This window comes from Sphingobium sp. FW306-1B-F04DB (assembly GCF_058781925.1).
In genome coordinates this window covers 225,512-252,247 of the sequence record NZ_JBYSXE010000001.1, presented here as the reverse complement: position 1 = coordinate 252,247, position 26,736 = coordinate 225,512, and the positions used below count along the sequence as shown (strand labels likewise).

Annotated in this window: 20 protein-coding genes and 2 tRNA genes; 7 read left to right on the top strand and 15 right to left on the bottom strand. The window is 64.1% G+C overall.

Features of this window, described 5'->3' with window-relative positions; genetic code table 11:
* Positions 1-28: 28 nt before the first annotated feature.
* Positions 29-295, top strand: coding sequence for a succinate dehydrogenase assembly factor 2 (locus AC3WJD_RS01180; RefSeq protein WP_492743746.1), 267 nt, complete (start codon positions 29-31; stop codon positions 293-295).
* The gene (mfd, locus tag AC3WJD_RS01175) at positions 292-3,753 is read left to right on the top strand and encodes a transcription-repair coupling factor (protein ID WP_492743744.1); all 3,462 of its coding nucleotides are present in this window, start codon (positions 292-294) and stop codon (positions 3,751-3,753) included. The genes AC3WJD_RS01180 and mfd overlap by 4 nt, the downstream gene beginning before the upstream one ends.
* Here the strand turns inward: mfd and AC3WJD_RS01170 are convergent, their stop codons facing one another.
* Entirely contained in the window at positions 3,754-5,772 is a 2,019-nt protein-coding gene (locus AC3WJD_RS01170) for a putative bifunctional diguanylate cyclase/phosphodiesterase (RefSeq protein WP_492743743.1), read from the bottom strand.
* A 127-nt stretch (positions 5,773-5,899) separates the two neighbouring features.
* Here AC3WJD_RS01170 and moaA point away from each other — a divergent pair, with 127 nt between their 5' ends.
* The 3 genes from moaA to AC3WJD_RS01155 all read left to right on the top strand — a co-directional run bounded on the left by moaA (position 5,900) and on the right by AC3WJD_RS01155 (position 7,842).
* Positions 5,900-6,919: a GTP 3',8-cyclase MoaA gene (gene moaA, locus AC3WJD_RS01165; protein WP_492743741.1), complete on the top strand. Its 1,020-nt coding sequence runs from the start codon at positions 5,900-5,902 to the stop codon at positions 6,917-6,919.
* Positions 6,916-7,692 (top strand): NAD kinase, encoded by a 777-nt coding sequence (locus tag AC3WJD_RS01160; protein ID WP_492743740.1) that lies wholly within the window; start codon positions 6,916-6,918, stop codon positions 7,690-7,692. Before moaA ends, AC3WJD_RS01160 begins: the two co-directional genes overlap by 4 nt.
* Positions 7,693-7,767: 75 nt before the next feature.
* Positions 7,768-7,842 (top strand) — tRNA-Asn (locus AC3WJD_RS01155).
* A 9-nt stretch (positions 7,843-7,851) separates the two neighbouring features.
* Here AC3WJD_RS01155 and AC3WJD_RS01150 read toward each other — a convergent pair.
* From AC3WJD_RS01150 to tmk, 6 genes are all read right to left on the bottom strand, one after another.
* Positions 7,852-8,448, bottom strand: coding sequence for a retropepsin-like aspartic protease family protein (locus tag AC3WJD_RS01150; protein ID WP_492743738.1), 597 nt, complete (start codon positions 8,446-8,448; stop codon positions 7,852-7,854).
* Positions 8,448-9,212 (bottom strand): MBL fold metallo-hydrolase, encoded by a 765-nt coding sequence (locus AC3WJD_RS01145; RefSeq protein WP_492743737.1) that lies wholly within the window; start codon positions 9,210-9,212, stop codon positions 8,448-8,450. The genes AC3WJD_RS01150 and AC3WJD_RS01145 overlap by 1 nt, the downstream gene beginning before the upstream one ends.
* Entirely contained in the window at positions 9,209-9,985 is a 777-nt protein-coding gene (locus tag AC3WJD_RS01140) for a TatD family hydrolase (RefSeq protein WP_492743735.1), read from the bottom strand. Before AC3WJD_RS01140 ends, AC3WJD_RS01145 begins: the two co-directional genes overlap by 4 nt.
* 3 nt (positions 9,986-9,988) lie before the next feature.
* Entirely contained in the window at positions 9,989-11,569 is a 1,581-nt protein-coding gene (gene metG, locus AC3WJD_RS01135) for a methionine--tRNA ligase (RefSeq protein ID WP_492743733.1), read from the bottom strand.
* 397 nt (positions 11,570-11,966) lie between these two features.
* The gene (locus AC3WJD_RS01130; protein ID WP_492743731.1) at positions 11,967-12,950 is read right to left on the bottom strand and encodes a DNA polymerase III delta subunit-related protein; all 984 of its coding nucleotides are present in this window, start codon (positions 12,948-12,950) and stop codon (positions 11,967-11,969) included.
* Positions 12,947-13,621: a dTMP kinase gene (gene tmk / locus AC3WJD_RS01125; protein WP_492743729.1), complete on the bottom strand. Its 675-nt coding sequence runs from the start codon at positions 13,619-13,621 to the stop codon at positions 12,947-12,949. The genes AC3WJD_RS01130 and tmk overlap by 4 nt, the downstream gene beginning before the upstream one ends.
* A gap of 189 nt (positions 13,622-13,810) precedes the next feature.
* Between tmk and scpC the strand changes: the two genes are divergently transcribed.
* Positions 13,811-15,325, top strand: a complete 1,515-nt coding sequence (scpC, locus tag AC3WJD_RS01120; RefSeq protein ID WP_492743727.1) for a succinyl-CoA:acetate CoA-transferase ScpC — start codon at positions 13,811-13,813, stop codon at positions 15,323-15,325.
* 22 nt (positions 15,326-15,347) lie between these two features.
* On the opposite strand, the gene AC3WJD_RS01115 is transcribed toward scpC, so the two are convergent.
* Genes AC3WJD_RS01115 through AC3WJD_RS01105 form a run of 3 tightly spaced genes read right to left on the bottom strand, consistent with a single transcriptional unit; the run spans position 15,348 to position 18,314 of the window.
* Positions 15,348-16,508: a D-alanyl-D-alanine carboxypeptidase family protein gene (locus AC3WJD_RS01115; RefSeq protein WP_492743725.1), complete on the bottom strand. Its 1,161-nt coding sequence runs from the start codon at positions 16,506-16,508 to the stop codon at positions 15,348-15,350.
* 29 nt (positions 16,509-16,537) lie between these two features.
* A complete protein-coding gene (locus AC3WJD_RS01110) occupies positions 16,538-17,287 on the bottom strand; it encodes a septal ring lytic transglycosylase RlpA family protein (protein WP_492743723.1) in 750 nt (249 codons plus the stop codon).
* Positions 17,271-18,314, bottom strand: coding sequence for a lytic murein transglycosylase (locus tag AC3WJD_RS01105; RefSeq protein WP_492743721.1), 1,044 nt, complete (start codon positions 18,312-18,314; stop codon positions 17,271-17,273). The genes AC3WJD_RS01110 and AC3WJD_RS01105 overlap by 17 nt, the downstream gene beginning before the upstream one ends.
* 338 nt (positions 18,315-18,652) lie before the next feature.
* Here AC3WJD_RS01105 and AC3WJD_RS01100 point away from each other — a divergent pair.
* A tRNA-Ser gene (locus AC3WJD_RS01100) sits at positions 18,653-18,742 on the top strand.
* A gap of 142 nt (positions 18,743-18,884) precedes the next feature.
* Here AC3WJD_RS01100 and AC3WJD_RS01095 read toward each other — a convergent pair.
* From AC3WJD_RS01095 to AC3WJD_RS01075, 5 genes are all read right to left on the bottom strand, one after another.
* Positions 18,885-20,498, bottom strand: a complete 1,614-nt coding sequence (locus AC3WJD_RS01095; RefSeq protein ID WP_492743719.1) for an RNA-directed DNA polymerase — start codon at positions 20,496-20,498, stop codon at positions 18,885-18,887.
* A gap of 162 nt (positions 20,499-20,660) precedes the next feature.
* Entirely contained in the window at positions 20,661-21,503 is an 843-nt protein-coding gene (locus AC3WJD_RS01090) for a shikimate 5-dehydrogenase (protein ID WP_492743718.1), read from the bottom strand.
* Between the two features lie 145 nt (positions 21,504-21,648).
* The gene (locus AC3WJD_RS01085) at positions 21,649-22,323 is read right to left on the bottom strand and encodes an HAD family hydrolase (RefSeq protein ID WP_492743716.1); all 675 of its coding nucleotides are present in this window, start codon (positions 22,321-22,323) and stop codon (positions 21,649-21,651) included.
* A gap of 23 nt (positions 22,324-22,346) precedes the next feature.
* Positions 22,347-23,804, bottom strand: a complete 1,458-nt coding sequence (locus tag AC3WJD_RS01080) for a hypothetical protein (protein ID WP_492743714.1) — start codon at positions 23,802-23,804, stop codon at positions 22,347-22,349.
* Between the two features lie 74 nt (positions 23,805-23,878).
* Entirely contained in the window at positions 23,879-26,662 is a 2,784-nt protein-coding gene (locus tag AC3WJD_RS01075; protein ID WP_492743712.1) for a TonB-dependent receptor, read from the bottom strand.
* Positions 26,663-26,736 lie beyond the last annotated feature (74 nt).

Here is a 26,736-nt window from a genome sequence, read left to right as displayed (position 1 = left end):
CTGTGGGCTTATTTCTATTGGGGAAATCATGGAAGTCGAAACCCGCCTCAAACGCCTCCGCTTCCGTGCCTGGCACCGTGGCACGCGTGAAGCCGACATGCTAGTGGGCGGGTTCTTCGACACCTATTCGGCTCGATGGAACGCCGAGGAAATCGATCTGTTCGAGGTGCTGATCGAGGAGCCGGATGCCGACATCCTCGCCTGGGCGATGGACATGGCGGATGTGCCCGAACGCTATCAGGGACCGATGATGGCGGCGATGCAGAAGCTCGACTATATCGCGGTGCCGCGTTGACCGATCTTGCGCGCATCCTGAAGGCGAGTTCCCCGCTTACGCTCGCGGGTGCTCCCACGGGCTTTCTGCCGTGGCTCATGGCCGATCTGGCACGTGCGGCAACGGGACGTGCGGTGTTCATCGCCTCGGACGATGTCGCGATGCGCGGGCTTGTCGACACCGCGCATTATTTCGCGCCCGAACTCGAGATCCTGTCCTTTCCCGCGTGGGACTGCCTTCCCTATGACCGCGCCTCGCCCTCGTTGCGCGTGAGTTCGGAGCGGCTTGCGACGCTGCACGCGCTGCAGAAAAAGCCGGCCAAGCCGCAATTGCTCGTGACGACGCTCAATGCCGTCGCGCAGCGCACGCTTACGCCCTTCCGCGTCCGCCAGCTCGTCGCGCGCCTCGCGCCGGGCGAGCGAATCGAACGCGACGCGCTCGCTACACTGCTTCAGGCCAATGGCTATGTCCGCGTCGAGACCGTGGCGGATGCGGGCGAGTTCGCGGTCCGCGGCGGGCTCGTCGACCTTTTCCCTTCGGGTGAGGAACAGGCGCTGCGCCTCGACTTCTTTGGCGACGAGATCGAGAGCGTGCGCCGTTTCGACCCCGCCGATCAGCGCACCACCGGACGAATCGACGGCTTTACGCTGCTCCCGGCGTCTGAAGCGCTGCTCGATGAAGAGAGCATCAAGCGCTTTCGCAGCCGTTATCGCGAGATCTTCGGTGCCACTGCAACGGGCGACCCACTCTATCAGGCGATTTCCGAAGGCCGCCGTCTCGCGGGCATGGAGCATTGGCTGCCGCTGCTCGAGGAGCGGATGACGACGCTGTTCGATCATATCGGCGACGATGCCGTGATCGTGCGCGACAGCGGATCGACCGGTGCAGCCGAGGCGCGCTTCGAGGCGATCGCTGATTATCACGCCAATCGCGAGCGCGCGCGGACGAGCGATCCGGGCAGCTATCGCCCGATCGACCCCAGGCTGCTCTATCTCGACGCGAACGAATGGGCAGATTCGATCGCCGAACGGCCCATCCACCTCACCTCGCCCTTTCATGAGCCCGAAAGCGTGAACGTGATCGATTTCGACGTGGAAGGTCCCCGCGATTTTGCGCCCGAACGCGCGCAGAACGCCAATGTCTATGAGGCTGTCGCCGCGCATGCAGCGTCGCTCAGGAAACAGGGCAGGAAGCTGGTGCTCGCCAGCTATTCGCAAGGCGCGCGTGAACGCCTGGGCGGGCTTCTCGCCGATCATGGCCTGAAGGGCGGCCGCGCCGCGGAAAGCTGGCAGGAGGCGCTCGGCACCGCGGGCTCTGGCATCGCATTTATCGTCTTGCCGCTGGATCACGGCTTTACCGCGCCCGATGTCGCGCTCCTCACCGAGCAGGACATGCTCGGCGACCGGCTGGTCCGCCGGCAGAAGCGCAAGAAGAGCGCCGACGCCTTCCTTGCCGAACTGGCGACGCTCAGCCCCGGCGATCTCGTCGTCCATGTCGACCACGGCATCGGGCGCTATGAGGGGCTGACTTCGATTCCCGTGGGCCAGAGCCCCCACGATTGCGTCTGGTTGACCTATGCGGGCGGCGACAAGCTGTTCGTGCCCGTCGAGAATATCGACGTCCTCTCGCGCTACGGCGCCGATGGCGAGAATGCGACACTCGACAGGCTGGGCGGCGAGGCCTGGCAGCGCCGCAAGGCGCGGATGAAGGAACGCATCCGCGAGATTGCGGGTGAGCTCATCGCGACCGCGGCCAAGCGCGCGCTGCGCCCGGCGCAGGTCGCCGAGCCCGACACCGGCGGCTATCCCGCATTTGTCGATCGTTTTCCCTATCAGGAAACCGACGATCAGGACCGCGCGATCGCCGACGTCATCGACGATCTTGGCGCGGGCAAGCCGATGGACCGTCTCGTCGTGGGCGATGTCGGCTTCGGCAAGACCGAGGTCGCGCTGCGGGCGGCGTTTGTGGCGGCGATGGCGGGGATGCAGGTTGCGGTCGTCTGCCCGACGACGCTGCTTGCGCGCCAGCACCACATGAACTTCCGCGATCGCTTTCAGGGTTTCCCGCTCAATGTGGGAAGGCTCTCGCGGCTCGTGCCCGCGGGCGAGGCCAAGGCGGTCAAGGAAGGCCTTGCCGACGGCACGATCGATATCGTTGTCGGCACGCACGCGATTCTTGCCAAGGGCATCGATTTCAAGCGCCTCGGCCTTGTCATCGTCGACGAGGAACAGCGTTTCGGCGTGACGCACAAGGAGCGTCTGAAGGCGCTCAAGACCGACGTTCACGTGCTGACGCTGACCGCGACGCCAATCCCGCGCACGCTGCAGATGGCGATGTCGGGGCTCCGCGAGCTTTCGGTGATCCAGACCCCGCCCGTCGACCGGCTTGCCGTGCGCACCTATGTGATGCCCTGGGACCCCGTGGTGTTGCGCGAGGCGCTGCTGCGCGAACATTATCGCGGCGGGCAAAGCTTCCTCGTCACCCCGCGCATCTCCGACCTGCCCGAGATCGAGACGTTTCTCGCCGAGGAGGTCCCCGAGGTCCGCTATGTCGTGGCGCACGGCCAGATGGCGCCCGGACTCGTCGAGGAGCGGATGTCGGCTTTCTACGACAAGCGTTACGAGGTTCTCGTCTCGACCACGATCGTCGAAAGCGGCCTCGACATTCCGAGCGCCAACACGCTGATCATCAACCGCGCCGACCGTTTCGGCCTGGCGCAGTTGTACCAGCTGCGCGGGCGCGTCGGACGATCCAAGACGCGCGCCTATGCCTATATGACGACCGCGCCCGAGCGGCTGATGACCGAAGCAGCGGAAAAGCGGCTCAAGGTACTCTCCGATCTCGACAGTCTTGGCGCGGGTTTTCAGCTTGCGAGCCACGATCTGGATATTCGCGGCGCGGGCAATCTTCTCGGCGACGAGCAGTCGGGGCATATCAAGGAAGTCGGCTTCGAACTTTATCAGTCGATGCTCGAGGACGCGATCGTCGAGGCGCGCGCGGGCGGCGCTGGTCTCGAGGTGCGGCGTGAGGAATTCTCGCCGCAGATCACGATCGACGCGCCGATCATGATCCCCGACGATTATGTGCCCGATCTCGATCTTCGCATGGGGCTCTATCGCCGGATGAACGAGCTCGAGAATCGCGAGCAGATCGAAGCATTTGCTGCCGAGCTGATCGACCGTTTCGGCAAGCTGCCCGACGCCACCGAGAATCTGCTGCGCGTCATCGAGATCAAGCTCAACGCGAAGCAGGCGTCGATCGCCAAGATCGATGTGGGTCCGCGCGGTGCGCTGGTCAGCTTCTTCAACGACAGTTTTCCGAACCTGTCCGGTCTGCTCGCCTATGTGCAGCGGCTCGATGGCGTCGCGAAGCTGCGGCCCGACAGCAAGCTCGTCATCAACCGTGCCTGGGGCGATCCCAAGGCCAGGCTCAACGGCGTGTTGCAGCTGTCCAAGGGGCTGGTGAAGGCAGCCGCCTGATCATCCGAGCAGTGCTTCGAGACCCGCTGCGTCGAGCGGCTCTGAGCACAGATAGCCCTGATAATAGTTGCAGCCTTCGCGCGCGAGCAGTGCGAGCTGTTCTTCGGTCTCGACGCCCTCGGCGACCACCGAAAGGCCAAGCGACCGCGCCATTTCGATGACGCCGCGCACCACGATACGGTCGCGCGTCGATCCGGCGATGTCCTCGGCGAGCTTCTTGTCGATCTTGAGATAGTCGAGCGGCAGAGCCTTGAGATAGGCGAGGCTCGAATAGCCCGTCCCGAAATCGTCGATGGCGACGCGGCATCCCGCTGCGCGCAGGTCGGCGAGCAGCGCGGCGGCATCGCCGAGGTCGCGGATCAGGCCCGATTCGGTGATCTCGACGGTCAACCGGCTGCGCGGAAAGCGGCTTTCGTCGACCATCGCCAGCAGCCGCTCGGAAAAACCCGGTGCCGCAATATCGGCCGCGGTCACGTTGATCGACAGCCGGAGCCTCGACAGTGATTCGGGCCAGCCCGCGGCGATCGCGACCGCGCGACGCTGCACATGCTCGGAGAGCTGCGCGACATAGTCCGAGCGCTCGGCCGCGGCAAAGAGCGTCACCGCGCCCAGCTCACCCAGATCCGGATGGTTCCAGCGCGCGAGCGCCTCGACGCCGACGATCGCGCCCGTCGTCACCGAGACCTGCGGCTGGAAGACGATATCGACCTCGCCATGGTTGAGCGCGCGGCGAAGATCGATCTGCAGCCGGCCGTGCAGCGCCACATCACCGGTGTCGGTGCGGCTCAGCACATGCACCGCGCCCGATTCTGTTGCCTGCGCCTCGGCCAGCGCTGCGCTCGCGCGGCGGAGGACCACCGTCGCATCTGTTTCGCCCTCGTCCGCAATGGCCATGCCGATGCGACAGGCAAGCGGGACCATGTGTGCGCCCGAGATGAAGGGGCGCGCGATCGAGCGCGAGAGCTCTTCCGCCAGAAAGCGCGCCTTCTCCTCGGTCACTTCATGGTCGAGGCCCACCGCGAACTCGGCGCCCGCGATCCGCGCGATCAGCGCCCTGCGACCCGCTGCCCCATTGACCAGCGATTCGATCCGCCGTGCGACCGACCGCAGCAGCGCGTCGCCCGTCGAGCGTCCAAAGGCCGCATTGATCATGTCGAAGCGGCTGATCGACAGCAGCAGCAATGTGACGGGACCACCGCCTTTCAGGCGCGTCTCGATCCAGCGGCGCGTGGCAACGCCGTCACGCAATCCCGTCAGCGAGTCGCGATGGCCGCGCTCGGGCTGCTCATCGAGTTCACCCAGCGTATCGAGCGTTTCGATGCTGCCGGTGATTCCGACACCCGAGAGGTCGACATGCAGATGATGGGCGACGCGTTCGCCGCCGGGGTCGGGCATGTCGTGCGCAAAGGCGGTGGCGCGCGAACCCGCACGCAGCCGCCGGATCGCGCCGCGTGCGGCCTCACGCCCTTCGATCCCGAGCATCCTGTAGAACCGCGGCAGCGCCATCGGTGCGTCGGTGTCCAGTGACAGACGCGTGCGCAGCGGCGCGCCGATCCGGACGCCGCTGGCGGGGTGATAATGCCAGCCGAGCATGTCATCGACCGCGAGGCGTCCGCGTTCATCGGCCTCCGCGCCGCCGGCGAGCCTTTCGGTGAGTCGCTGGGCGAAGCGCAGCGCCTGCGCGAATTCCGCATCGCCAAAGGGACTTGCAAGATAGTGCGTCGCGCCCGCTGCAAAGACCGTGTCGAGCGCCGCGACGTCGTTGCGCGACAGCAGAACCAGCAGTGAACCAGCATTGGCTTCGACGGGATCGGCGAGCGCCTTTACCGCCGCAAGTCCCTCGGTGAGTGCGCCGCGTGCGTCGATCACCGCCACCGTTGCGCCGCTGACGATGAAGCGCCGTTCGACACCGTCGGCCCGCCGTGCTGCGATCGTGCGCCAGCCCGCGGCTTCGGCTGCGGCGGCCAGTTCGTCACGCTGTCGGAACGAAAGCAGGAAGAGCGGCGTCGCCTGACGCATGCTCGATCGCTCTTGGCTATCTGTGGCCACGCATCCCCCCCATCGCGCCGCGCATGCTAGCCGTTGATGAGCCCCGCGCAAACGGGTTTATCTTGCTCCAGGCCCTTGCTGCGCCTAGCTAAAGCATATGCAGAGCACGCGCGAACCCGCTCAGCCCGCACTGACCGACGGTCTCGGCCGGCGCATCACCTATTTGCGGCTGTCGGTCACTGATCGCTGCGATCTGCGGTGCCGCTATTGCATGGCCGAGCATATGAGCTTTCTGCCGCGTGCGGCGATTCTCTCGCTCGAGGAGATGGCGGCACTGGCGGACAAATTCGTCGCGCGCGGCATCCGCAAGATCCGGCTGACGGGTGGTGAGCCGCTGGTACGGCGTGGCCTCGAGGGCCTGGCGCGCGCGATCGGACGGCACATCGAAACGGGTGCGCTCGACGAGCTGACGCTGACAACCAACGGCACGCGCCTCGACGAGATGGCGACGTCGCTGTTCGAGGCAGGGGTACGCCGGATCAACGTCAGCCTCGACAGCCGCGATCCCGAACGCTTTCGGTACATCACGCGGCACGGTGATGTGGACAAGGTATTCGCGGGCCTTCGGGCGGCCAGGGCTGCGGGGCTTGCGATCAAGATCAACATGGTCGCGCTCAAGGATTTCAACGAGGATGAGATCGAACCGATGCTGCACTGGTGCAGCGAACAGGGTTTCGATCTCAGCCTCATCGAGACAATGCCGCTCGGCCATATCGACGAGGATCGCGTCGACCGCTTCCTGCCGCTGACGCGGGTGCAGGAGCGGCTCGGCGAGCGGTTCACATTGCGACCGCTCGACTACAGCACCGGCGGTCCCGCCCGCTATTGGCGCGTCGAGGAGCTTGGCGTCCGGCTGGGACTGATCTCGCCGCTGACGCGCAATTTTTGCGATGGATGCAATCGCATCCGGCTCACCGTTTCGGGGCGGCTCTATATGTGTCTGGGGCATGATGATCGCGTCGACCTCAAGGCGGCGCTGCGCGAAGGCGGGATAGACGCGGTCGACCCGCTGATTGACGAGGCGCTGCGACTGAAGCCCGCGCGTCACGATTTCCACATCGACCAACGCGATGCCGCGCCCGCGGTCGAACGGCATATGAGCGTAACCGGCGGATGAATCCCGAACCGACGCGGGGGCTGATTGCTTCCCCCACTCCCGCAGCCCAGGAAGCCGCGGCGCAGCTGCGCGAGATGTACCAATGGGTCGAGCCGGAGCGCGCCGACATGATCGTCGTGCTGGGCGGCGACGGCTTCATGCTCCAGACGCTGCACGCGATGCTCGAGCGCCGCAGGATCGTGCCCGTCTTTGGCATGAACCTCGGCACAGTCGGCTTTCTGATGAACGAGTGGCGCTCCGATCTGCTGGAGGACCGGATTTCGCGTACAAGGGCCTTCGCGGTGACCCCGCTGCGTATGGACGCCGAGACGATCGAGGGTGAGCGATTCTCGATGCCCGCGATCAACGAGGTCTCGCTGCTGCGCGAGACGCGCCAGACCGCCACGATCGAGGTCATGGTCAACAAGCACGTCGTGCTGCCCGAACTGGTGTGCGATGGTGTCCTCGTCTCCACGCCCGCGGGGTCGACCGCATACAACTTCTCGGCACAGGGGCCGATTCTTCCGCTCGGCTCAGCCATGCTGGCGCTGACCCCGATCAGTCCCTTCCGCCCACGCCGCTGGCGCGGAGCGATCCTGCCTGAAAAAACGCGCTTCACCTTCAGGGTCCTCGACCCCGCCAAGCGCCCGGTCAGCGCGGTGGCCGACCAGCGCGAAATCCGCGACGTCGTGCGCGTCGAGATCGCGATCGATCCTTCCGCCACGCTGACGCTGATGTTCGATCCCGAGCATGCGCTCGACGACCGGATCGCGATGGAACAGTTCGCCATCTGAGGCGAAAAATGTGCAGTGGAGTGCTTGCCAAGCCGCGAAAGCCGCTGCTATAGGCGCGCCTCGCTTTGGCGATATTCCCCGGTAGCTCAGCGGTAGAGCATCCGACTGTTAATCGGACGGCCGCCTGTTCGAATCAGGCCCGGGGAGCCATCTCTTCCTTCAAGGCTCAAGAATCAGCGTTCGTCCCTCGACGCGCCAGCTCCTCAGGCTCGACAGGAAGTTCATTCCCAGCAGGTTCAGATCGCCCAGCTCGGGCGATACCGTCGCGCCGAGGTCGCTGCGGGTGATCGATCCGATCTCCAGCCTCGCAATCCGGCCGCGCCGTGCCTCGACCATGCCGTTCGCGGTTTCGACAACGACGGGAAAGCCGCTCTGGTCGATATCGACGCCCGCCGCCTCGGCGGTTTCGCGCGACAGTGCCGTAGTCGTCGCGCCGCTGTCGATCAGGAAGCGCGCAGAATGGCCATTGATCGTGCCGTTGGCCCAGAAATGGCCGTCCTCCGACATGGCAATCCGGAGCGGCGCGCCGGGCGCTTCGGCGTGCTGGCCGAGCGCCGCGAGCTTCACCTGCCCCCAGGCGATTCCAAGTTCATGACGAAAGGCGAAGACGACGAACATCGCCGCGAAAATCGCGATCCAGCCCAATGCCATCTTGAGCGTGCTTCGGATGGGCATTCGGCGCGCGAGCAGCGAACTGCCGACAAGAACCAGTGCGCCGACACCCCAGATGAGATTGATGCTCTGATCGTCGGTCATCATGTCTCCAGCTCAAGCCCGTCCCAGCCCGGTACGACGCCGCTGGGAAGCTCCGCGCACAATGTCGCATAATCCATCGACTGGTCCATATGCGTGAGCACCGCGCGCCCGGGCTTGAGTGCGGCGATCCATCCCAGCGTTTGTGCCAGATGCGGATGCGTCGGATGCGGGCGGTAGCGTAGCGCATCGACCACCCAGATATCCACGCCTTCGAACAGCCTGGCCATATCATCGGTCAATATGTTGAAATCGGTAGAATATCCGATCGTTCCATCGGGACCCTCAAAGCGCAACCCCGCCGATGTGATGCTGCCGTGTGGCTGATCCACCACGCGAATCCGGATATCTCCCAACTGCCAGTCTTCGGCCAGCATGTGGCCGGTAACCGTCGGCGGATAGCCGTCCTTGCCGTCGAAGGCATAGGCGAAGCGACTGCGCAGCGAGTCAAGCGTTTCGGCGCACGCATAGCCGCTGACGGGCCGTCCGCGTGCGTGGAAGAGCTGGCGCAGATCGTCGATGCCGTGGCAGTGATCGGCATGGTCGTGCGTCCAGATCACGGCATCGACATCCGCCACATCGGCATCGAGCAGCTGCTCGCGCAGATCGGGCGAGGTATCGACAAGGATCCGCGTCGTTGCGCTCTCTACGAGGATCGAGGCGCGACGCCGGCGGTTCTTTGGATTGTTCGGATCGCAGTCGCCCCAGTCATTGCCGATCCGCGGCACGCCCGAGGATGTGCCGCAGCCCAGTATCCTGACCTTCACGCAGTCGCCTTGGTGAAGAGCGCGCGGAAGTTGCGCGTGGTCTGCTCGGCCAGCGCCTCGACGCTCTCGCCGCGCAGATCGGCGAGGAAGCGCGCGGTATCCGCGACATAGCCCGGTTCGCAGGTCTTGCCGCGATGCGGCACGGGCGCGAGGAAGGGCGAGTCGGTCTCGATCAGCAGCCGATCAGCGGGTATCCGCGCCGCGGTTTCCTGCAGATCCTTCGCGTTTTTGAAGGTCACGATCCCCGAGATCGAAATGTAGAGGCCAAGCTCCATCGCGATATCGGCGAATTCTCCGCTGGCGGTGAAGCAGTGGATCACGCCCGGATAGGCGCCCTTCCCCATCTCGTCGCGCAGGATATCCGCGGTATCAGCCTCGGCGTCGCGCGTATGGACGATCAGCGGCAGCTCGGTTTCGCGCGATGCCGCAATATGCGCGCGAAAGCTCTTCTGCTGCTGGCCGCGGTCCGAATGGTCGTAATAATAGTCCAGCCCGGTTTCACCGATGCCGATGACGCGTGGGTGCGCTGCCTTGGCGACCAGCTTGGCGGTATCGACATGGGGATGCTCGTCGGCCTCGTGCGGATGGATACCCACCGTCGCCCAGACATCATCCTCGCGCTCGGCGGTGGCGATGATGTCGTCCCATTCGCGCTCACGCGTCGAGATATTGAGCATCATGCCAACGCCCGCGGCGCGCGCACGATCGAGCACCGCCGCCTGATCCTCGATCAGACCCTTATAGTTCAGATGGCAGTGGCTATCGACGAACATCGGTCATTCCCCGGCGGGTAGCTCAAGCCTCGGAAAGATGGGGCTCGGCGGCGCCAAAGTGAAGCCCGACGCCGCGAGCCGGTCATACCAGCCAGCATCGGCCAGCGCAGAAAAACTGCGCTCGTCCGCGGGAATGCCCATCTGGTCCAGAAGTCTTGTGGCGGACGCCGGAATGACAGGTTGGATAGCAATTGCCAAATCGCGGATACAAGTAAACAAGGTTGCCAAGACTTTGGCCATAGCTTGCGGATCTGATTTACGAAGCGCCCAAGGCGCTAGTGCGTCGACGTACTGGTTGCACGCATAAACGGCTCCAATCCAGGCATTGATCCCCTCGCTCAGCGCGAGCCTCCCAAATGCTTCCGGAACAACATCCGCAGATGCCTGGCGTACCATATTTCTAAGCTGGAAGCCGTGAAGTTCGCCTTCATTCGCAGTGTCTTCGCCCTGTGGCCTTTCTGTCAGGCGGCCATCTAGGTTCTTGTAGATCATCGACAGCGTGCGCTGCGCAAGATTGCCGAAGCTGTTCGCAAGGTCGGCGTTGCAGCGCGTGACGATCGCTTCCTCGCTATAGCTGCCGTCATTGCCGAAGGTGACCTCGCTCAGCAGGAAATAGCGCAGCTGATCGACGCCGAAGCGCCCGGCATAATCGATCGGATCGACTACATTGCCCAGCGATTTGGACATCTTCTCGCCGCGGTTGAGCAGGAAGCCGTGGCCGAACACCTGCTTGGGCAGCGCGATGTTTGCCGACATCAGGAAGGCGGGCCAGTAGACCGCGTGAAAGCGGACGATGTCCTTGCCGATGATGTGATAATCGGCGGGCCAGTATTTGCGGAACTCGGCGGTGTCGCCCGGATAGCCGACGCCGGTCAGGTAGTTGGTCAGCGCGTCGAGCCAGACATACATGACATGGCCCTCGCTGTCGGGCACCTTCACCCCCCAGTCGAAGCTGGTGCGCGAGACCGATAGATCCGCCAGCCCGCCCTCGACGAAGCGCAGCACCTCGTTCCGCCGGCTTTCGGGGCGGATGAAATCGGGGTTCGCCGCATAGTGCTTCAGCAGCGGTTCCTGATATTTGGACAGGCGGAAGAACCAGCTTTCCTCGGCGGTCCAGGTAACGGGCGTGCCCTGAGGCGACAGCTTTTCGCCGCCCTCGCCCTCGACCAGTTCCTTCTCGTCGTAAAAGGCCTCGTCGCGAACCGAGTACCAGCCCTCATAGCGATCGAGATAGAGGTCGCCATTGGCCTCGAGTGCCTTCCAGATCGCCTGACTCGCGGCGTGATGATCGGGCTCGCTGGTCTGGATGAAGCGATCATAGGAGATGTTTAGAACATCATCCATCTGCTTGAAATAAGCCGACATTTCATCCGCGAGCGCGCCGGGTTGCATATCGCGGTCGCGCGCGGTCTGCGCCATTTTCAGCCCATGGACGTCGGTCCCCGTCATGAAGAACACGTCCCGTCCCATCAGCCGCTGGAAGCGTGCGATCGCGTCGGTGGCGACCGCCTCATAGGCATGGCCGATATGCGGGCGGCCATTAGGATAGCTGATGGCGGTGGTGATATAGAAAGGCTGGGACATGGCAGTGGCTTTAGGGCGGAATCGGTTCGAATCAAATAGGTGCGTGGCAGTGGGCGGAGACTGTGGCTTTCATCCCGATTGATCGATTTCATTCATTAATAGGTGCGAAATTCACACCGTTCAAAGGTCGGAAAAACCTGCACTTTGCCCCCGGCCACAGATCGATTTTTTCGATCAGTGGCGATCGAGCGAAAGCGGGGCCAGGATGTTCGGTGCAGCGCATGGTTTCGAGCGTGACAGACGAAATCCTACATTTGAAGAGGTTTGATGTGCGTGGCGCCTTCGGCCACGCAGGCGTACGCTGAGTACCCCGGCGAAGGCCGGGGCCAGGACTCACACACGCGGTCTTGTCACATTGGACCCCGGCCTTCGCCGGGGTACTCGGGTGCACGGCCCCTCAGCGCTCGCTTCGCGCCGGCGCCAGCCCTGCGATCAGCGTGCCGATCTGGAAGACCACGGTCTGCGGATCGAGCGAGAGGCCAACCGCGCTCGATGCGAGGGTGCGGCATTCTTCCCATCGCACGATGGCGTCGGCGAGCGCCTGCCCCTGGCGTCGCTCGGCAGCGCGCGCGATGAAGCCGGGCGCGCGCTGGAGGAACGCCTCGTAGCGCAGCTGGGCGGGCTTGGCCGAAAGGCTCTTGGCGAGCGCGATCCGCGTCGCGTTGCCGGGGTCGCCGCTTGCCGCCAGATAGTCCATCGCCTCGTCAAGCCCGGCGATATCGAGCCCGGCAAAGCCCAGCGCGCGGCCCGGCGATCCCTCGCCTGCGCGCACGAGCGCTGCGATCTCGCCCTCATCGGCGTCGGGGAGTTCTGCGCGCAGCACGCGCCCCATCTCGGCCGCCCCGAGCGCGGAGAAGCGCAGCAACCGGCAACGCGACCGGATCGTCGGCAACAGACGCCCCGGCGCATGGCTGACCAGCAGGAACACCGTGTCCGCGGGCGGTTCCTCGAGATTCTTGAGCAACGCGTTGGCCGCGGCGCGTTCGAGATCGTCGATCGCGTCGATCACGATCACGCGGCGCGACGACATTGAGGGGGTGGTCATGAACATCGCCTGCAGCGTGCGCACCTGCGCGATCGGGATGTTGCGCGCCAGTTCGCCGGTGCCGTCCTTTGCCAATCGTTCAAGCCGCTTGAAATCGGGATGGCTGCCCGCTGCAACCAGCTTTGCGGTGGGGTGGTCGGGGCTCACATGGAGCCCTTGCCCGCCGGGTGGCGGCCCCGCTGCTTCGGCGAGCAGGCGCAGCGCCGCCATGTCGGCGAAGCGCGCCTTGCCGATACCCTGCGGGCCAGCGAGCAGCCATGCATGATGGAGTTTTCCGCTCGCCATTGCGTCGCAAAACGCAGCGATCTGAGCATCATGGCCGAGGAGTGACGTCATGCCGTCAAAGCCTCCAGACGTGCGAGTACCCGCGCCACTGAATCGATACGGACTTCATCGGCCGCGCGGGAAGCATCGATCACGAGCGTGCGCGCGGCGTCGCGCTTCGCCTGATCAAGGAACCCCGCGCGCACGCGATCATGAAAGCCGATGTCGAGATCCTCGAAGCGGCCTTCGTCGATGCCGGCGTCGCCCAGTCGCGCGCGGCTGCGTGCCAGCCCGGTGCGGGGATCGACGTCGAGCAGCACCGTGATGTCGGGCCAGATATCCTCGACAAGGTCGCGATGCAGATTGCGGATGAGTTGCTCGGAAATGCCGCGGCCGGCGCCCTGATAGGCCAGCGTGGAGCCGACAAAGCGGTCGCACAACACGATCCGGCCCGCCTCGAGCGCGGGGCGGATTACGCGCTTGACGTGCTGGATGCGCGCTGCTGTCATCAGCAGCAGCTCAGCACCCTCGTCCCAGACCGCGCCCTGCGCCGAAAGCAGCAATTCGCGCAACTTCAGGCCTTCCTCGGTGCCGCCGGGTTCGCGCGTGACGATCGGGTCTTTGCCCGCACCGGTGAGCGCTGCAGAAAGCGCCTCGATCACCCCCCCCTTGCCCGATCCGTCGCCGCCCTCGACAACGATGAAGCATCCGCGCGCGTGCGCGTCGTCCGCCTTTTCAGCCATGGGTTCGGGTTTTCGTGCTCGGGTGCATTGCGCCTACTATCCGGTTTTTCCCTTTGACAACAAGGAGACACTGGCTGCCTCGCTGAAAGGGCCGATTTGAGCCGTTTTTCCGGGTGTTCCTCGCTCTCGGCGCGTTCTATGACCCCGGCCCGACCAAAGCGGAATCATATCTCTCCAAGGAAGAGGTCGATGGAGCACAGCCGGATCAGGAACGCATCGCTGCGCGGCAGGGTCACCAGCGCGGAAGGAGCCGCGGCGATGATCGCGCGCGACACCGCGGTCGGCATGAGCGGCTTTACCGGTTCAGGCTATCCGAAGGCGGTGCCGCTCGCGCTCGCCGCGCGGATGGAGGCGGAGCATGCGGCCGGAAACCCATTCCGGCTTCGCGTCTGGACCGGCGCCTCGACCGGGCCCGAGCTCGACGGCGCGCTGGCCAGGGCCGATGGCGTCGAATTCCGCCTGCCCTACAACTCCGATCCGATCTGCCGCGAGAAGATCAACCGCGGCGAGATGGAATATCTCGACATGCATCTGAGCCAGGTCGCGCCGATGGCGTGGCAGGGCTTTCTGGGGGCGCTCGACACCGCGGTGATCGAGGTGACCGCGATCCGGGAGGACGGGGCGCTCGTCCCCTCCTCCTCGATCGGCAACAACAAGACCTGGCTCGATCGCGCGCGGCAGGTAATCCTTGAGGTGAACAGCTGGCAGAACCCCGCGCTGGAGGGGATGCACGACATCTATTACGGCACCGCGCTGCCGCCCGATCGTGTGCCGATCCCGCTGGTTCGCCCGGAGGACCGGATCGGTGAGACCTGCTTCCGCGTCGATCCCGACAAGATCGTCGCGATCGTCGAAACCAACATTCCCGATCGCAACGCACCCTTCACCCCGCCCCACGACACAGCGCGACGCATTGCGGGGCACCTGCTCGAATTCCTGAAGCATGAAGTGAAAATGGGGCGGCTGCCCCCGCATCTGCTGCCGCTGCAATCTGGCGTCGGCAACATCGCCAATGCCGTGCTGACCGGGCTGGTCGACAGCCCCTTCGAGAACATGACCGCCTATACCGAGGTGATCCAGGACGGCATGCTCGACCTGATGGTTAGCGGGCGGCTGCGCTTCGCATCGGGCACCGCTTTCTCGCTGAGCCCCGAGGCTGCCGCGTCGCTCAACGCACGGATGGATTCGTTCCGCGACCGGTTGCTGCTGCGCCCGCAGGAGATCAGCAACCATCCCGAGCTGATCCGTCGTCTCGGCTGCATCTCGATGAACGGACTGATCGAAGCCGACATCTACGGCAACGTCAATTCGACGCATATCATGGGATCGCGTATCCAGAACGGCATCGGCGGATCGGGCGATTTCGCGCGCAATGCCTTCCTCTCGATCTTCATGACCCCTTCGACCGCCAAGGGCGGCAAGATCTCGGCGATCGTGCCGCATGCCTCGCATGTCGACCATATCACGCAGGACGTCGCGGTGATCGTGACCGAACAGGGACTCGCCGATCTGCGCGGGCTCAGCCCAAAGCAGCGCGCGCAGGTGATCATCGAGAATTGCGCGCACCCCAACTACCGGCCGCTGCTCGCGGACTATTATGCGCGCGCGCTCAAGGAGTCCTACGGATTGCAGTCCCCGACGATCCTGCCCGAAGCACTGTCCTGGCACCAGCGCTTCGTCGAAACGGGGTCGATGCTGCCATAGCGCCGACCCCGCGGATCATGGCCTAGCCGAAGAGCGACATCAGCCCCGTCCAGGCGCGGCCGAAAAAGCCTGCCTCGCCGACATCGCTCTCGGCGACGAGCGGCATGGTCTGGGGCGGTGTGTCGGGTGTCGTCACCACCAGGTCGGCAATGTGCTGGCCCTTCTTGATCGGCGCCTTGATCGGGCCGTTATAGACCACCGACACCTTCATGTTCGACGCCGAACCGCCGGGCAGCGTGACCGCGATGTCGCGCGGCGCGATCAGCCCGATTTCGCTCTCGTCGCCCAGCTGGACCTCGGCGGTCTGGACGCGCTTGCCCTTGGACACGATCTGCTTGGCGGTCCACGCCCTGAAGCCCCAATCCATGAAGCGCACCGATTCCTCGATACGGCCGTTGAAGCTGGTGAGGCCCGAGACGACCATGACGATGCGCCGGCCGTTCTGCTGCGCCGAGCCCGTGAAGCCATAGCCGGCCTCTTCGGTGTGCCCCGTCTTGAGACCGTCGGCGCCGGTCACGCGGCCGAGCAGCGGATCGCGATTGGCCTGCGTGATCGTCTTGCCGTCGGACAGCGTCCGCGTGTAATCGGCCTGGCTGTAAAAGGCCTTGTAGAGATCGGGGAACTCCTCGACCGTCGCCTTGGCGAGCTTCGCAAGGTCGCGCGCAGTGACATAGGTCACACCCTCGTCTGGCCAGCCGTTCGAGTTGCCGAAATGGCTGTTGGTGAGGCCGAGCTTCTTCGCGGCGTCGTTCATCCGCTGCGCGAACGCGGCTTCGGTGCCCGCAATGCCTTCGGCGAGCACGACGCAGGCGTCATTGCCCGACAGCGTGACGATGCCGTGGAGCAGGTCCTTCACGCTCACCTGCTCGCCGGTCTCGAGGAACATCGTCGAGCCCGCGGCGGGGCCGTGCCACTGGCGCCAGGTCTCGGGGCGGACCATGTACTTCTGGTCGAGCTTCAGTTCGCCGCGCTTGATCATGTCGAAGGCGACATAGACCGTCATCATCTTCGCCATCGATGCGGGCGGGATGCGCTGGTCGGCGCCCTTGGAATAGAGCACCGCGCCCGAGGACAGGTCTTCCATATAGGCGATCGGCGCCGCCGACTCATAGGGCGGGGCGGCCGCACTGACGGGAACGGCAAGCGCGAGCGCGAACAGCGAGGGAAGAATAAGGGGTTTCATCGGAGCCTTTCGGTGGGGCGTGGTGAAATTCATGGCGCGGAATCCGGCAGAATCTGTGCTTCGGGATAGCCCTTTGCCGCCACGTCGCGCAACGCCTGTTTGGCACCCGCTTCGTCAAGGAACGGTCCGAAACGCACCCGGTACACCGCACCCGCGCGATCGGCGCGTGCACCGATGCGACCTGCCATGGCGCGGGCACGCTCCCGACTCGCAAAGGCCGCCACCTGCACATAGCGTGGCACGCCCTCGGGCGCGGGGCGGGAGGCCGGTCGCGCCGGACCTGGGAGGGCACTCGCAGGCATTGCCCGCGCCTCACCGGCATGCACGCGCCGTATCCGCACGCGCGCATGACCATCGCCCGAAATGCCGAGCCGGCGCGCGGCGCCATGCGATAGATCGACCAGCCGGTCGTTGGAAAACGGTCCCCGATCGTTGACGCGTGCGACGATGCGCCTTCCCGTGTCGAGCGCGGTCACCTCGACATAGCTCGACAGTGGCAAGGTCCGGTGCGCCAGAGTGAGCCCGTCGGGATCGAACGCCTCGCCGCTGGCGGTGGGGCGGCCGCGCAGTTCGTCGCCGTACCAGCTTGCATAGCCCGTCGCTTCGTAGCGCGGCACGAATTTGACGGGCTTTGCCAGAACGGCCGTCGGAACGAACGCTGCCTTTTTGACCACGGCTTCGGGCGTACGCCCTGTCCCCGGTGTGGCTGCAGGCCCGCACGCCGCGAGCAGCAGCACGGCCGCCAGCGCGGCAAGGGTGGCGTCAGCGCGCCACTTCATCCGCGAGCAGCCCCACCGACAGCGCGTAGAAATTGGAGCAGTTGTAATCGAGGATGACCCGGTAGTTTCCGGTGAGCAGATACGCCGTCTGGCCCGGGCCGTCGGGCTCGAGCAGCGATGCAAGCTCGGTCTCGCGCGGCGCGGGATAGCCGATCGGCGTTACGCCCAGGCGCTTCCACTCTGCCATCGTCTTCCACTGGCTGTGCCGATCATGCACGCGCGCGCAGCGTGGCGAGACCAGCTTCGACCGGATGGCGGAGCGGTCCAGGCTCGCGGGAACACGCACCGCCACGCCCCAGGGGACATTGGGCCGCCAGCCCGCATTGACGAAATAATTGGCGATCGAGGCGAGCGCATCGGATTCGCTGGTCCAGATATCCTTGCGCCCATCACCGTCGCCGTCCCTGGCGAGGCGGAGATAGATCGAGGGCAGGAACTGTGGATAGCCCGTGGCCCCCGCCCAGCTTCCGACCAGCCGATTGCGCGGCACGCCCTGATCGATCATCTTGAGTGCGGCGAGGAATTCGGCGGTGAACAGCGCGCGGCGACGCCCTTCATAGGCAAGGCTCGCCAGCGCGCGCAGCAGGTCGAAATCACCCGTATAGGCGCCGTAGTTGGTCTCGTGGCCGTAGATCGCGACCATGATCGCCTCGGGCACGCCCGTCTCGCGTTCGATTCGCGAAAGATTGCCGCGCAATTGCTGATATTTGGCGCGGCCGCGATTGATCCGCGCGGCGTCGACATGGCGCGCCTTGTAGGGAGCGAAGGCGGGAATCGGCGCATTGGCCGCGCCCCCGGGCTGCGCGCGATCGAGTTCGATCACGCGCGGATTATAGCTCAGCGTCGGCAGCACGCTGTCCAGCGTCTGACGGCTGATCCCCTGGCGCTCGGCCTGGCCGCGCAATCCGGCGAGGAACGACTGGAAACCGTCCTCGCTTTGCGCAAGCGCCGGCGTCACTACAAGATTGCTGCTCTGGGGTACCACGGCGGAAACCAGAAGAGCGGCAGAAAACAGAAAATAACGCATCGTCTTCCCCCTAGCCTCTTGGATGCCATAGCGACGGCGGTACGGGAATCCCTTTTCGTCTCACCAGCAGCACCACAGGTCGATGACGTAATGATGGATGCGGTCACGCGGCCCCTTCCCCTCGCCGCGGACCGGCGATATGGCCGAGCCACAGCGGACAGGTGGCCGAGTGGTTTAAGGCAGCGGTCTTGAAAACTGGCAAGGGTAAAGTCGGGGAACGGCGAAAGGTAATAAATTAGACCGATATTTCAATAGCTTCCGGTCTTGCGGTGATCGGGTCGGGAAGCGAATAAAATCGTTCGTAAGCATATAGTAAGCAGTTTACGGGCGATCGGTATGGAAGCGTGGCCGAGTGGTTGATGGCTCTGGTCTTGAAAACCAGCATGCGGGAAACCGTATCGTGGGTTCGAATCCCACCGCTTCCGCCAACCCTGACGATTACTGAATGACACCAAGCAGGCTAACGAAACTGGGCGTTAACCGCCCGGCGGCTTCAAGGCTTCGATTCTCGGACAGCTGCCGTTTCGCGAAATCTTGGCCGAATTAGAAAGCAACCTTTGGTTCCCTGCGTTACAGCGAAGTGCATACCGGTCGCTGTGGTTCCGATAGCATCGCAAACAGCTTGCCGTGATTGTCTCGCAACCATGTCGTGTAGGTCGATGCGAAGGGCATCGCGAGCTGATCAACCGCGCTGGAAAGCCAAGTCTTGTATTCGTCGAGCGGCAGGCACATCGCCGCCATCAGCGCCGCTGGCTTGTCCCATTCGCTGAGTGAACCGAGCTGGGTCTTCAGCGCTCGGAAATATGAGCGGTCGTTGGCAAGCCCACGTAGAAAGAATTGTGCGCGACGCTCGATGATGCTGCGGCTAAAATCATAGGTCTGCCAGTCGGCGAGCGACACCGGCAAGGTGCCATCAACAAACAGATTGAGCAGCCAAGATCTGACATAGGCAAGATCGGTGAACGGTGGGAGAGCGAGGAGCTCGATCACGCGCTTCTTGACGACCTCTGCCGGGAACTCCTTCTGCTTCGACGCCGCGTTCAGGACCATGCAGAACTCGCGCGGCACATAGTAGAGTAGATCGGCATGCTTCTCGATTAGGTTAAGTGCATCTACATCGGGCAAGAAGCGAAGCGCCCGCAGTATCGCCTTGAACACCGACAGATCGATACCGCGTTTGTCACCGATCGTATCCAATCGCTCCTGCAGGATGGCAGCGGTCAGGAACGGGTTCGAGATTGCATCCTCTTCCGGCGGATCGTCCTCATCATCACCGTAGCTGAGCGAGATGAAGGCCTGCATCCGCTCCATCTCGACCGAAGTGAAGACATCCTGCAGCCGCGACTTCGAGCCCCTCTCGATCTCCGAGACACTGGTGAGCTTCGTCTTGGTAACGTTGAGTGACAGCCCCTCAGTCACCATTAAATGCTCGGCGATCCGGCACAGTATCGAATGAGCCTCCATCCCGGGCGGGACGGCGATCCTGAAATCGTCGACATAGCGCGTGAACTTGACGCCCATATTTTTGAGCAGCATGTCGGTGTCGTGCAGAAGGCACTCAGCCAGTAGGCGGGAGGCCGCGGTCCCCACCGGGAGCCCGTAGGATTGGCGCGCACGCGATGTCTTGATGATCTTCTTGATAAGGTCGGAGGGCGCCTTCGGGCAGCCGGCGTCCTGCAGCACATTCTCGATACGGTGGAAGTAGATGCGCTGATAGAAGTCGGAGATATCGGAGATGATCGCCGGGCGATCCTCAGCGAACGGGTTCTCCGGACCTCCAAAGTCTGACAGGTGCGCGAGCCACTGGTGGTAACCGCGCGCCGGCTCGAAAATCCGTATCGCCTCCCCTTCGGCGAAGCGATACGCGAAGGCTTCATTGTCCTCCTTGGGCAAACGCGCTGCCTCCAGCATCGGCGCGCAATCCAAAAGAGCCGCGAGGTAAATGACATTGTCTGCGGCGGTGAGCTGATGGGCGATCCTGAAGCCCAGCCAGGATTTTGGCGTCAGCGTCTCCACCGGACCGGTCGGCGTATATTGGCCGATGTTGAGCTTCTCAAAATCCTCTGCGATTGCGCCCGGTCGCTCGAGGAAGCAGCGCATCTCCGGCAGACGCGGGAACAGGTCCGTGTCGCCAAGGGCACCGAGGTGATCTATCGCGCGCCGGACGCTTGCTTCCGTTATCATTCAAACTCCACCCATCATACTGCCTGCACGATAAGCGGCGTCCGAAGGGATGCGCGCCGAAATTCCTGCGATACCGGACATAGTAAACGAACGGCAGGAGCTGAACACCCAGTCGCTCCTCCAAATTCGCGCAACTGCCTTCCTCACCGCCGAAGAGGCGTCTTAGCCGCTCAATCGCGCAGCGATCGCCTCGCCGTGGGCGAAGGCTGCAGCGGCACGAATCTGCTCGTCCGACGGGCGAACACCGGTGTAGAGGGCAAACTGCTCCACGGCCTGCAGGACGATGACTTCTGCGCCTGAGATGATCATCTTGCCTGCCCCCTGCGCCGCTTTGAGGAAGGGCGTATCCGCAGGTTGTGCCACCACGTCAAAGGCGATCGAGCTCGCGTCGATCTGCTCTGCTGGGAACGCAAGCGATTCGCTCTCCGCCCCCTCCATGCCGAGCGGCGTCACGTTGATCAAAAACGGCACGTCGTCGCGGGGAAGCTCGCTCGCCCAATCATAGCCATAAGTCGCGGCGAGCGCCGGACCAGCTTCAGTGTTCCGAGCCACCACAGTCCCCTTGCGAAAGCCGGCATCGCGAAGGGCCGCAACGACGGCTTTGGCCATGCCCCCGCTGCCCCGCAGGAGAAAAGGTGTCGTCGGATCGATCCGCCGGGAGACAAGCAACTCGCGCACCGCGACATAGTCGGTGTTATAGCCAGTGAGAACTCCGTCGTCGTTGACGATGGTATTGACGCTGTCGATCGCCTCGGCCGATGGCTCGAGGCCATCGAGCAGCTGGATGACAGCCTCCTTGAACGGCATCGAAATGGCGCAGCCGCGAATGCCGAGCGCACGGATTCCGCCGATCGCAGCTGGCAGATCCTTTGTCGAGAAGGACTTGTAGACATAGTCGAGCCCGAGCGCTTCATAGAGGAAGTTGTGCAATCGCGAACCGGCATTGCCCGGTCGGGCCGAGAGCGACATACAAAGCTTGGTGTCCCGACCAATGGGCGGCTTCATACAATGGCTCCTTTCTCTTGAAGTTCAGGCTGGAGCTGCGGGCGATCAGGCCTCCGGTGAGGGCGGCCCTTGCTGCGGGATAGCCGAAAAGGCGTTGCTGATCGAAGCCGTGCGCAGCCCCCTGCCATCGATCATCGATAGCGGTTCAGCGCCGGGCGGCGACCTCATCGATCTTCCGTAACAGATCGGCAGGATCATCATAGACGCGAATCGCGCCCGCCTGACGCAGTTCGTCAGCGCCATAGCCGCCGCTGAGCAGGCCCACGCCCAGAGCGCGGCACCTGGTCGCCGCCAGCATGTCCCAAATGCTGTCTCCGATGACCAGCGCGTTTTCGATCGGCACGCCCAGCCGTTCCGCTGCCGCCAGAAACAGGTCAGGATCTGGCTTGGCGTACTTGACCTGGTCCCGCGTCACGACGGGAATCCGGGCCGGATCAACACCGAGAATCTCGAGATTGACCGCCGCCGTCTCCATCCGCCCGCTCGTGGCGATCGCCCAAGGGATCCCGGCATCGGTGAGATAGCCGAGAAGCTCAGGCGCGCCGGGGAGTGCCCGCACGCTACCGGCGTGCCGCTTATAGGCGGCCGCATGCCCTTCGCGCAGCCGGTCGACGATCGCTTCGCTGATCTCGATACCGGTCTCCCGGAGTAGCTGGTTGGTGAACAGACCACCGCTCATGCCGATGTTGCGATGGATGCGCCATACGGCGAGCTCGATCCCCTCGGTGTCGAGCGACTCCTTCCAGGCGAGCACATGCTGGTAAACGCTATCGACGAGCGTGCCGTCGAGATCGAATAGAAAGGCGGATTCAATGCGCATATGCTTCTCCGGGTTGGGCTGTGTCATTTCGTGCGTACTTCGCCATCGAGCGCGACAAAGCCGCCATCCGCATAGAAGGCCGGCGCGGTTCCGTTCAAACCATAATAACGAAAACTCAGTGCACGAAAGCGGTTGATATAGAGGATGCCAAAGCCCTGACGGGGGTCGAGCAGCAGGTCGATGCGGTAGCGACCATCGGCGCTCGCCGGAAAGGCGACCCGAGGCGCATCGGCGGTCCGGCCACCCACAACGACGCGTGCTTCCTGCGCGCCGGTGTCGATTTCCGCGACCGCGTCTGCGCGCGCGCCCTTGATGAAGCGGACGCCAAACCGGCTGCCGGGCCGCACCGTCACATCGGCCGTCACGCGCGCGCCGCGGGCGATCGCATCGCCCTGCGGAGCCGTGAGCAACAGTCGTCCGGCGACGTTGGCGAACTGCCGCGCCACGGGCTCGGCGATATCGACCGCGAGCGCGCCTTCGTCCGTGCGGCGAATCGCATGCGCCACCAGATCGCCGCCCCATTCGAAGTCCGCATCGTCATGCTTTCCGCGGCGATGGGCGACCCAGCCGAACAGCAGGCGGTTCGCGCCCGTGCCTGCCGTCTTGCCGGCATAGAAGCCGCGGCCATCCAGCGCATCATAGGTGCCATAGGCATAGGGGCCGGCCGAAGTTGCGGCCTTCAGATAGCGAGTCTGACGCGAGGCATCGCGCTGATCCGAATAGAGCAGGAACCAGTCGTCCCCTTCCCGGAACAGGTCGGGCACCTCCAAGTTGAGCGGCGACGCCTCGGCATAGAGCGGCGGCGCGGCCGTCCAACGATCGAGATCGGGCGAGGTGTAGAGACCGATCACCGCCTGCCCGCCCTTGCGCGTGGTCAGCAGCATCCACCATGCCTTCGCCTCATCGTTCCAGAAGACGAAGGGATCGCGGAAGTCCCAGCGGTCGTAGTCCGGGAGACCGGAAAAACGCGGCGTCGCGAGCTTGGTCCATGGCCCCGTCAGGCTGCTTGCGCGCGAGGCCATGACGATTTCCTTCGGATCCCCATCGGGCAGGTGACCGGTATAGAAAATCCGATAGCCGCCGGCAGGATCAGCGACGACGCTACCACTACCGGTCCAGTAATCTGGCGCGCCGGCCGGTCCCACCGGCACCGCCTCGATCGGCGCCGACCAAGCGGACAGATCGGTGGACGAGGAAACCCGCCACGGGTGGCGGCCCTCGTTCTGGAGGTAGAAGACGTGGTAGCGCCCATTCTCGAAAAAGAGGTTGGGATCGCCGATCCCGTTCGCTTCGAGGCCGAAGAAGACCGGTGCGGCGGTAGCACCCGGATTGGGCGGCGGCGGCGAAGAAGAGGGTGCCGGCGTCGGCACGGTGACGACGGGGCCGGTCTCCACCTCCGGAAGCGATTGGCCGCAAGCGGCGACGAAAGGGGTGCCGAGAAGGGCAAGTGGCGTCACCACGCGAGCGCAGATGTTACGCATCGTCAAACTCCCGAACAGAATAGCGACAGAGTTCGATATCCCGCCAGTGCGCAGGCACCGGCGGGACGTGGGGTTCACATCTTGAAGCGTAGGCCAAGGCTGAAATACCGGCCCTCGACGCGCAGATCGCGCGGGAAGTACTGGGTCTCGTTATAGTAGCGGTAGTTGTTGAACGGCTCGCCCAGGATGTTGCTGACGTTGCCGACCAGCGTCAGGCCCGGGGTGAAGTCGTAGGACACCGAAAAGTCGAGGCGCGAGATGGGGCGGGTCAGCTCGCCCGCATATTGCACCTCGTTGGCGGTACGGTTGTAACTCGTCACGAACTCCGAGCGGCGATTGTAGGAGAGCCGCGCCGAAATGCCGTGCTTCTCGTAGAAGCCGGTGAGGTTGTAAGCCCAAGTCGAGAGCCCGGTGAGCTTCACCTGACGTCCCCCCTCGCCCAGCGCTAGCGGTAGCGCGTTGGTGCCATCGAGATAGGTGACGTTGGCCTGCGCGCCGAAGCCCGAGAGCCAGCCCGGCAGGAAGTCGAAGAAGGTCTGGACCGACGCCTCGACGCCCTTGATGCGCCCCTTGCCGGCATTTTCCGGCCGGTTGATCTGGATTAGGCCATAGACCGGATCGACGACATCGCGGGTGTAGTTGCTGATGAACCCATCGAGATCGCGATAGAAGGCCGCGATTGAGGCCGAGCCGTTCTTCGAGAAATAATATTCGAGCGTCGTGTCGTAGTTCTTAGAGGTCAGCGGCTGAAGATCCGGGTTCCCGCCGCTGCCGAACGCCGCATAGCGCGGCGGGGAACCATCGGGTCCGGGATTGTTGCGGGTGATGTTGAGCGAGGGGTTGAGCTGCCCGAAGCCGGGGCGCGTCCGTGTTTCGGTAAAGGCAAGGCGCATCTGCAATCGCGGGCTGAAGCGGAAGCGCGAGAGGAAGGAGGGCAGCACGTCGACATAATTCTGGCGTGCCACCTGCGCGACCGGAAGGCCGTCGACCCGCGAAAAGCCCGAATAGGTGCCGTCGGTATTGACGACGCGGACGCCGAGCGTCCCGTCGACCTCGACCCCGCCGAGATCGAACGCATATTTGCCCTGCGCATAGGCGGCGTAGCTCGACTCCTTGGCCCTGAACCCGTTGAATGGATCGAACGGAATTTCGGCGGTCGCGAACTTGCCCAGCGCCTCGCGGATGCCGCCGTCGTTCGGGAACAGCAGCACGAGTTGCTGTAGCGATGAATAGGACAGCTGGCGCAGCGGCTCGACATTGTCGCGGATCGCCCCGCGCGGCGCAGCAAGCCAGTTCTGGAAGCGCTGCGGATCGCCGCGATAGCCATCGGTGATAAGCTCGAGTTGTCCGGTCGGCAGGCTGTCGAGCCGCAGGCCAAGCCCGGCAGTATAGGCATAGCGGTTGTTGTTCTGCGCCATCGACGTGCGATCCGTCGCGCGAATACCGAACTGGAGCCTTGGCAGCCAGTCGATGTCGGTTTCGAGATCGAGGTCGACGCGGCCCTGATAGCCGTCGCCCTTGGTGACGAAATCGCGCTGATAATAGCCGCGCCAAAGCGTATTGGCGGGATTCTCGATGTCATATCCGCCAAGGTCGAAAATCGCCGAGCCGCGGACATCCCAGTCGACATTGATCGTCGGCGCGGTGGCGAGCTGCGCGTCGACGCTATCCTCCTGCGCCTCATATTTGCTGTAGGTATAGGCGAAATCCCCCGACAGGGTCGCGCGTCCCGTCTCCCACTTGAAGCCGAGCGCCGCCTGATAGGTGTCGGTGCGGTCATCCTGCGTCGAGCGGAAGAATTCGGGAACATAGCCGCCGCTCTTGGTGAAGCTCTGCGCCTTCAATGGCTCGCCCGGCACGAGCACGACGTTGGAGATCGTCGGTAGCACGCCGCTGGCACTGCGCCGTTCGAAATTGACGTTGAACGCGTCACGCATCACGTCGCCGCGATAGGCCTGCCACAACCCTTCGGCATAAATTTCGAGGTCAGGCGTGGGCCGCCACTGGATCGTGCCATTGATCGCCGGGCGATGCCGGACGCCCTTCTCGTAGAAATTGCCGGCGTTGGCGGGGAAGCGGAAATTGCCAAGGCCCGGCGTCGTGACCGGAATGTCGTCGCCCGGGTCGCCGATGTTGAAGCGCTGCGGGCTGATCACTGCCGAATCCGCATAGCGATCGGCATTGCGATAGGTGGTGCGGACATAGCTGAAGTTGACCAGCGCGCCGATCTCACCGATCGGGGTTTCCCAGCGCTTGGTGAGAAGGAGGTTCCCCGCGGGATCGAAGGACCGCGACTGGTCATTGTACGAGGCGCGGATTTCGCCCGCGATCTCCATATCCTTGACGTCGAACGGTCGGCGCGAGCGCAGGTTGACCAGACCGGCAAGGCCCGGCTCGATCAGGTCGGCAGTGCCCGACTTGTACACCTCGATCCCCGCCGCGACGCCTGCGGGGAAATCCTGCAAATGCAGCTTGCGATCGTCCGCAGTGAAGAATTCGCGGCTGTTGAAGGTGGTCGTCACATCGGGAAGGCCGCGCACCAGAATGTCGCCGGCCTCGTCATTGTAGCGAAGCACGGTCACGCCGGTGACACGCGCGATCGATTCCGCGGCGTTATTGTCGGGCAGCTTGCCGATATCCTCCGACACGATCGCGTCTACGATCGAGTCAGAGTTGCGCTTGATCGCCGCTGCCGAGCCGAGCGCAGCCCGATAGCCGGTCACCACGATATCGTTCGCCGCGGGCTCCTCGGCCTCCTGCGCCGCGGCCGGAGGCGTGTCCTGCGCCGCGGCCGGGGTGGCAATCACCAGCGCCGTTAGCGAGGCAGTGGCCAGAAATCCGATCATCTTCTCAGTCATCCAAACTCTCCCCGTTCGTTTCTTGTCTTCATTCGAATTTCACCTGGCGTCGGCACGCGCTTCCCCAGCGCTGG

Bases quoted from the DNA above. Each gene is read 5' to 3' on its own strand.
- AC3WJD_RS01180 (WP_492743746.1), top strand. From the start codon at position 29: ATGGAAGTCGAAACCCGCCTCAAACGCCTCCGCTTCCGTGCCTGGCAC.
- AC3WJD_RS01170 (WP_492743743.1), bottom strand. From the start codon at position 5,772: ATGCGTCAGGCGACGCCGCTCTTCCTGCTTTCGTTCCGACAGCGTGAC.
- moaA (WP_492743741.1), top strand. From the start codon at position 5,900: ATGCAGAGCACGCGCGAACCCGCTCAGCCCGCACTGACCGACGGTCTC.
- AC3WJD_RS01160 (WP_492743740.1), top strand. From the start codon at position 6,916: ATGAATCCCGAACCGACGCGGGGGCTGATTGCTTCCCCCACTCCCGCA.
- AC3WJD_RS01150 (WP_492743738.1), bottom strand. From the start codon at position 8,448: ATGACCGACGATCAGAGCATCAATCTCATCTGGGGTGTCGGCGCACTG.
- AC3WJD_RS01140 (WP_492743735.1), bottom strand. From the start codon at position 9,985: ATGTTCGTCGATAGCCACTGCCATCTGAACTATAAGGGTCTGATCGAG.
- metG (WP_492743733.1), bottom strand. From the start codon at position 11,569: ATGTCCCAGCCTTTCTATATCACCACCGCCATCAGCTATCCTAATGGC.
- AC3WJD_RS01130 (WP_492743731.1), bottom strand. From the start codon at position 12,950: ATGACGTCACTCCTCGGCCATGATGCTCAGATCGCTGCGTTTTGCGAC.
- tmk (WP_492743729.1), bottom strand. From the start codon at position 13,621: ATGGCTGAAAAGGCGGACGACGCGCACGCGCGCGGATGCTTCATCGTT.
- scpC (WP_492743727.1), top strand. From the start codon at position 13,811: ATGGAGCACAGCCGGATCAGGAACGCATCGCTGCGCGGCAGGGTCACC.
- AC3WJD_RS01115 (WP_492743725.1), bottom strand. From the start codon at position 16,508: ATGAAACCCCTTATTCTTCCCTCGCTGTTCGCGCTCGCGCTTGCCGTT.
- AC3WJD_RS01110 (WP_492743723.1), bottom strand. From the start codon at position 17,287: ATGAAGTGGCGCGCTGACGCCACCCTTGCCGCGCTGGCGGCCGTGCTG.
- AC3WJD_RS01105 (WP_492743721.1), bottom strand. From the start codon at position 18,314: ATGCGTTATTTTCTGTTTTCTGCCGCTCTTCTGGTTTCCGCCGTGGTA.
- AC3WJD_RS01095 (WP_492743719.1), bottom strand. From the start codon at position 20,498: ATGATAACGGAAGCAAGCGTCCGGCGCGCGATAGATCACCTCGGTGCC.
- AC3WJD_RS01090 (WP_492743718.1), bottom strand. From the start codon at position 21,503: ATGAAGCCGCCCATTGGTCGGGACACCAAGCTTTGTATGTCGCTCTCG.
- AC3WJD_RS01085 (WP_492743716.1), bottom strand. From the start codon at position 22,323: ATGCGCATTGAATCCGCCTTTCTATTCGATCTCGACGGCACGCTCGTC.
- AC3WJD_RS01080 (WP_492743714.1), bottom strand. From the start codon at position 23,804: ATGCGTAACATCTGCGCTCGCGTGGTGACGCCACTTGCCCTTCTCGGC.
- AC3WJD_RS01075 (WP_492743712.1), bottom strand. From the start codon at position 26,662: ATGACTGAGAAGATGATCGGATTTCTGGCCACTGCCTCGCTAACGGCG.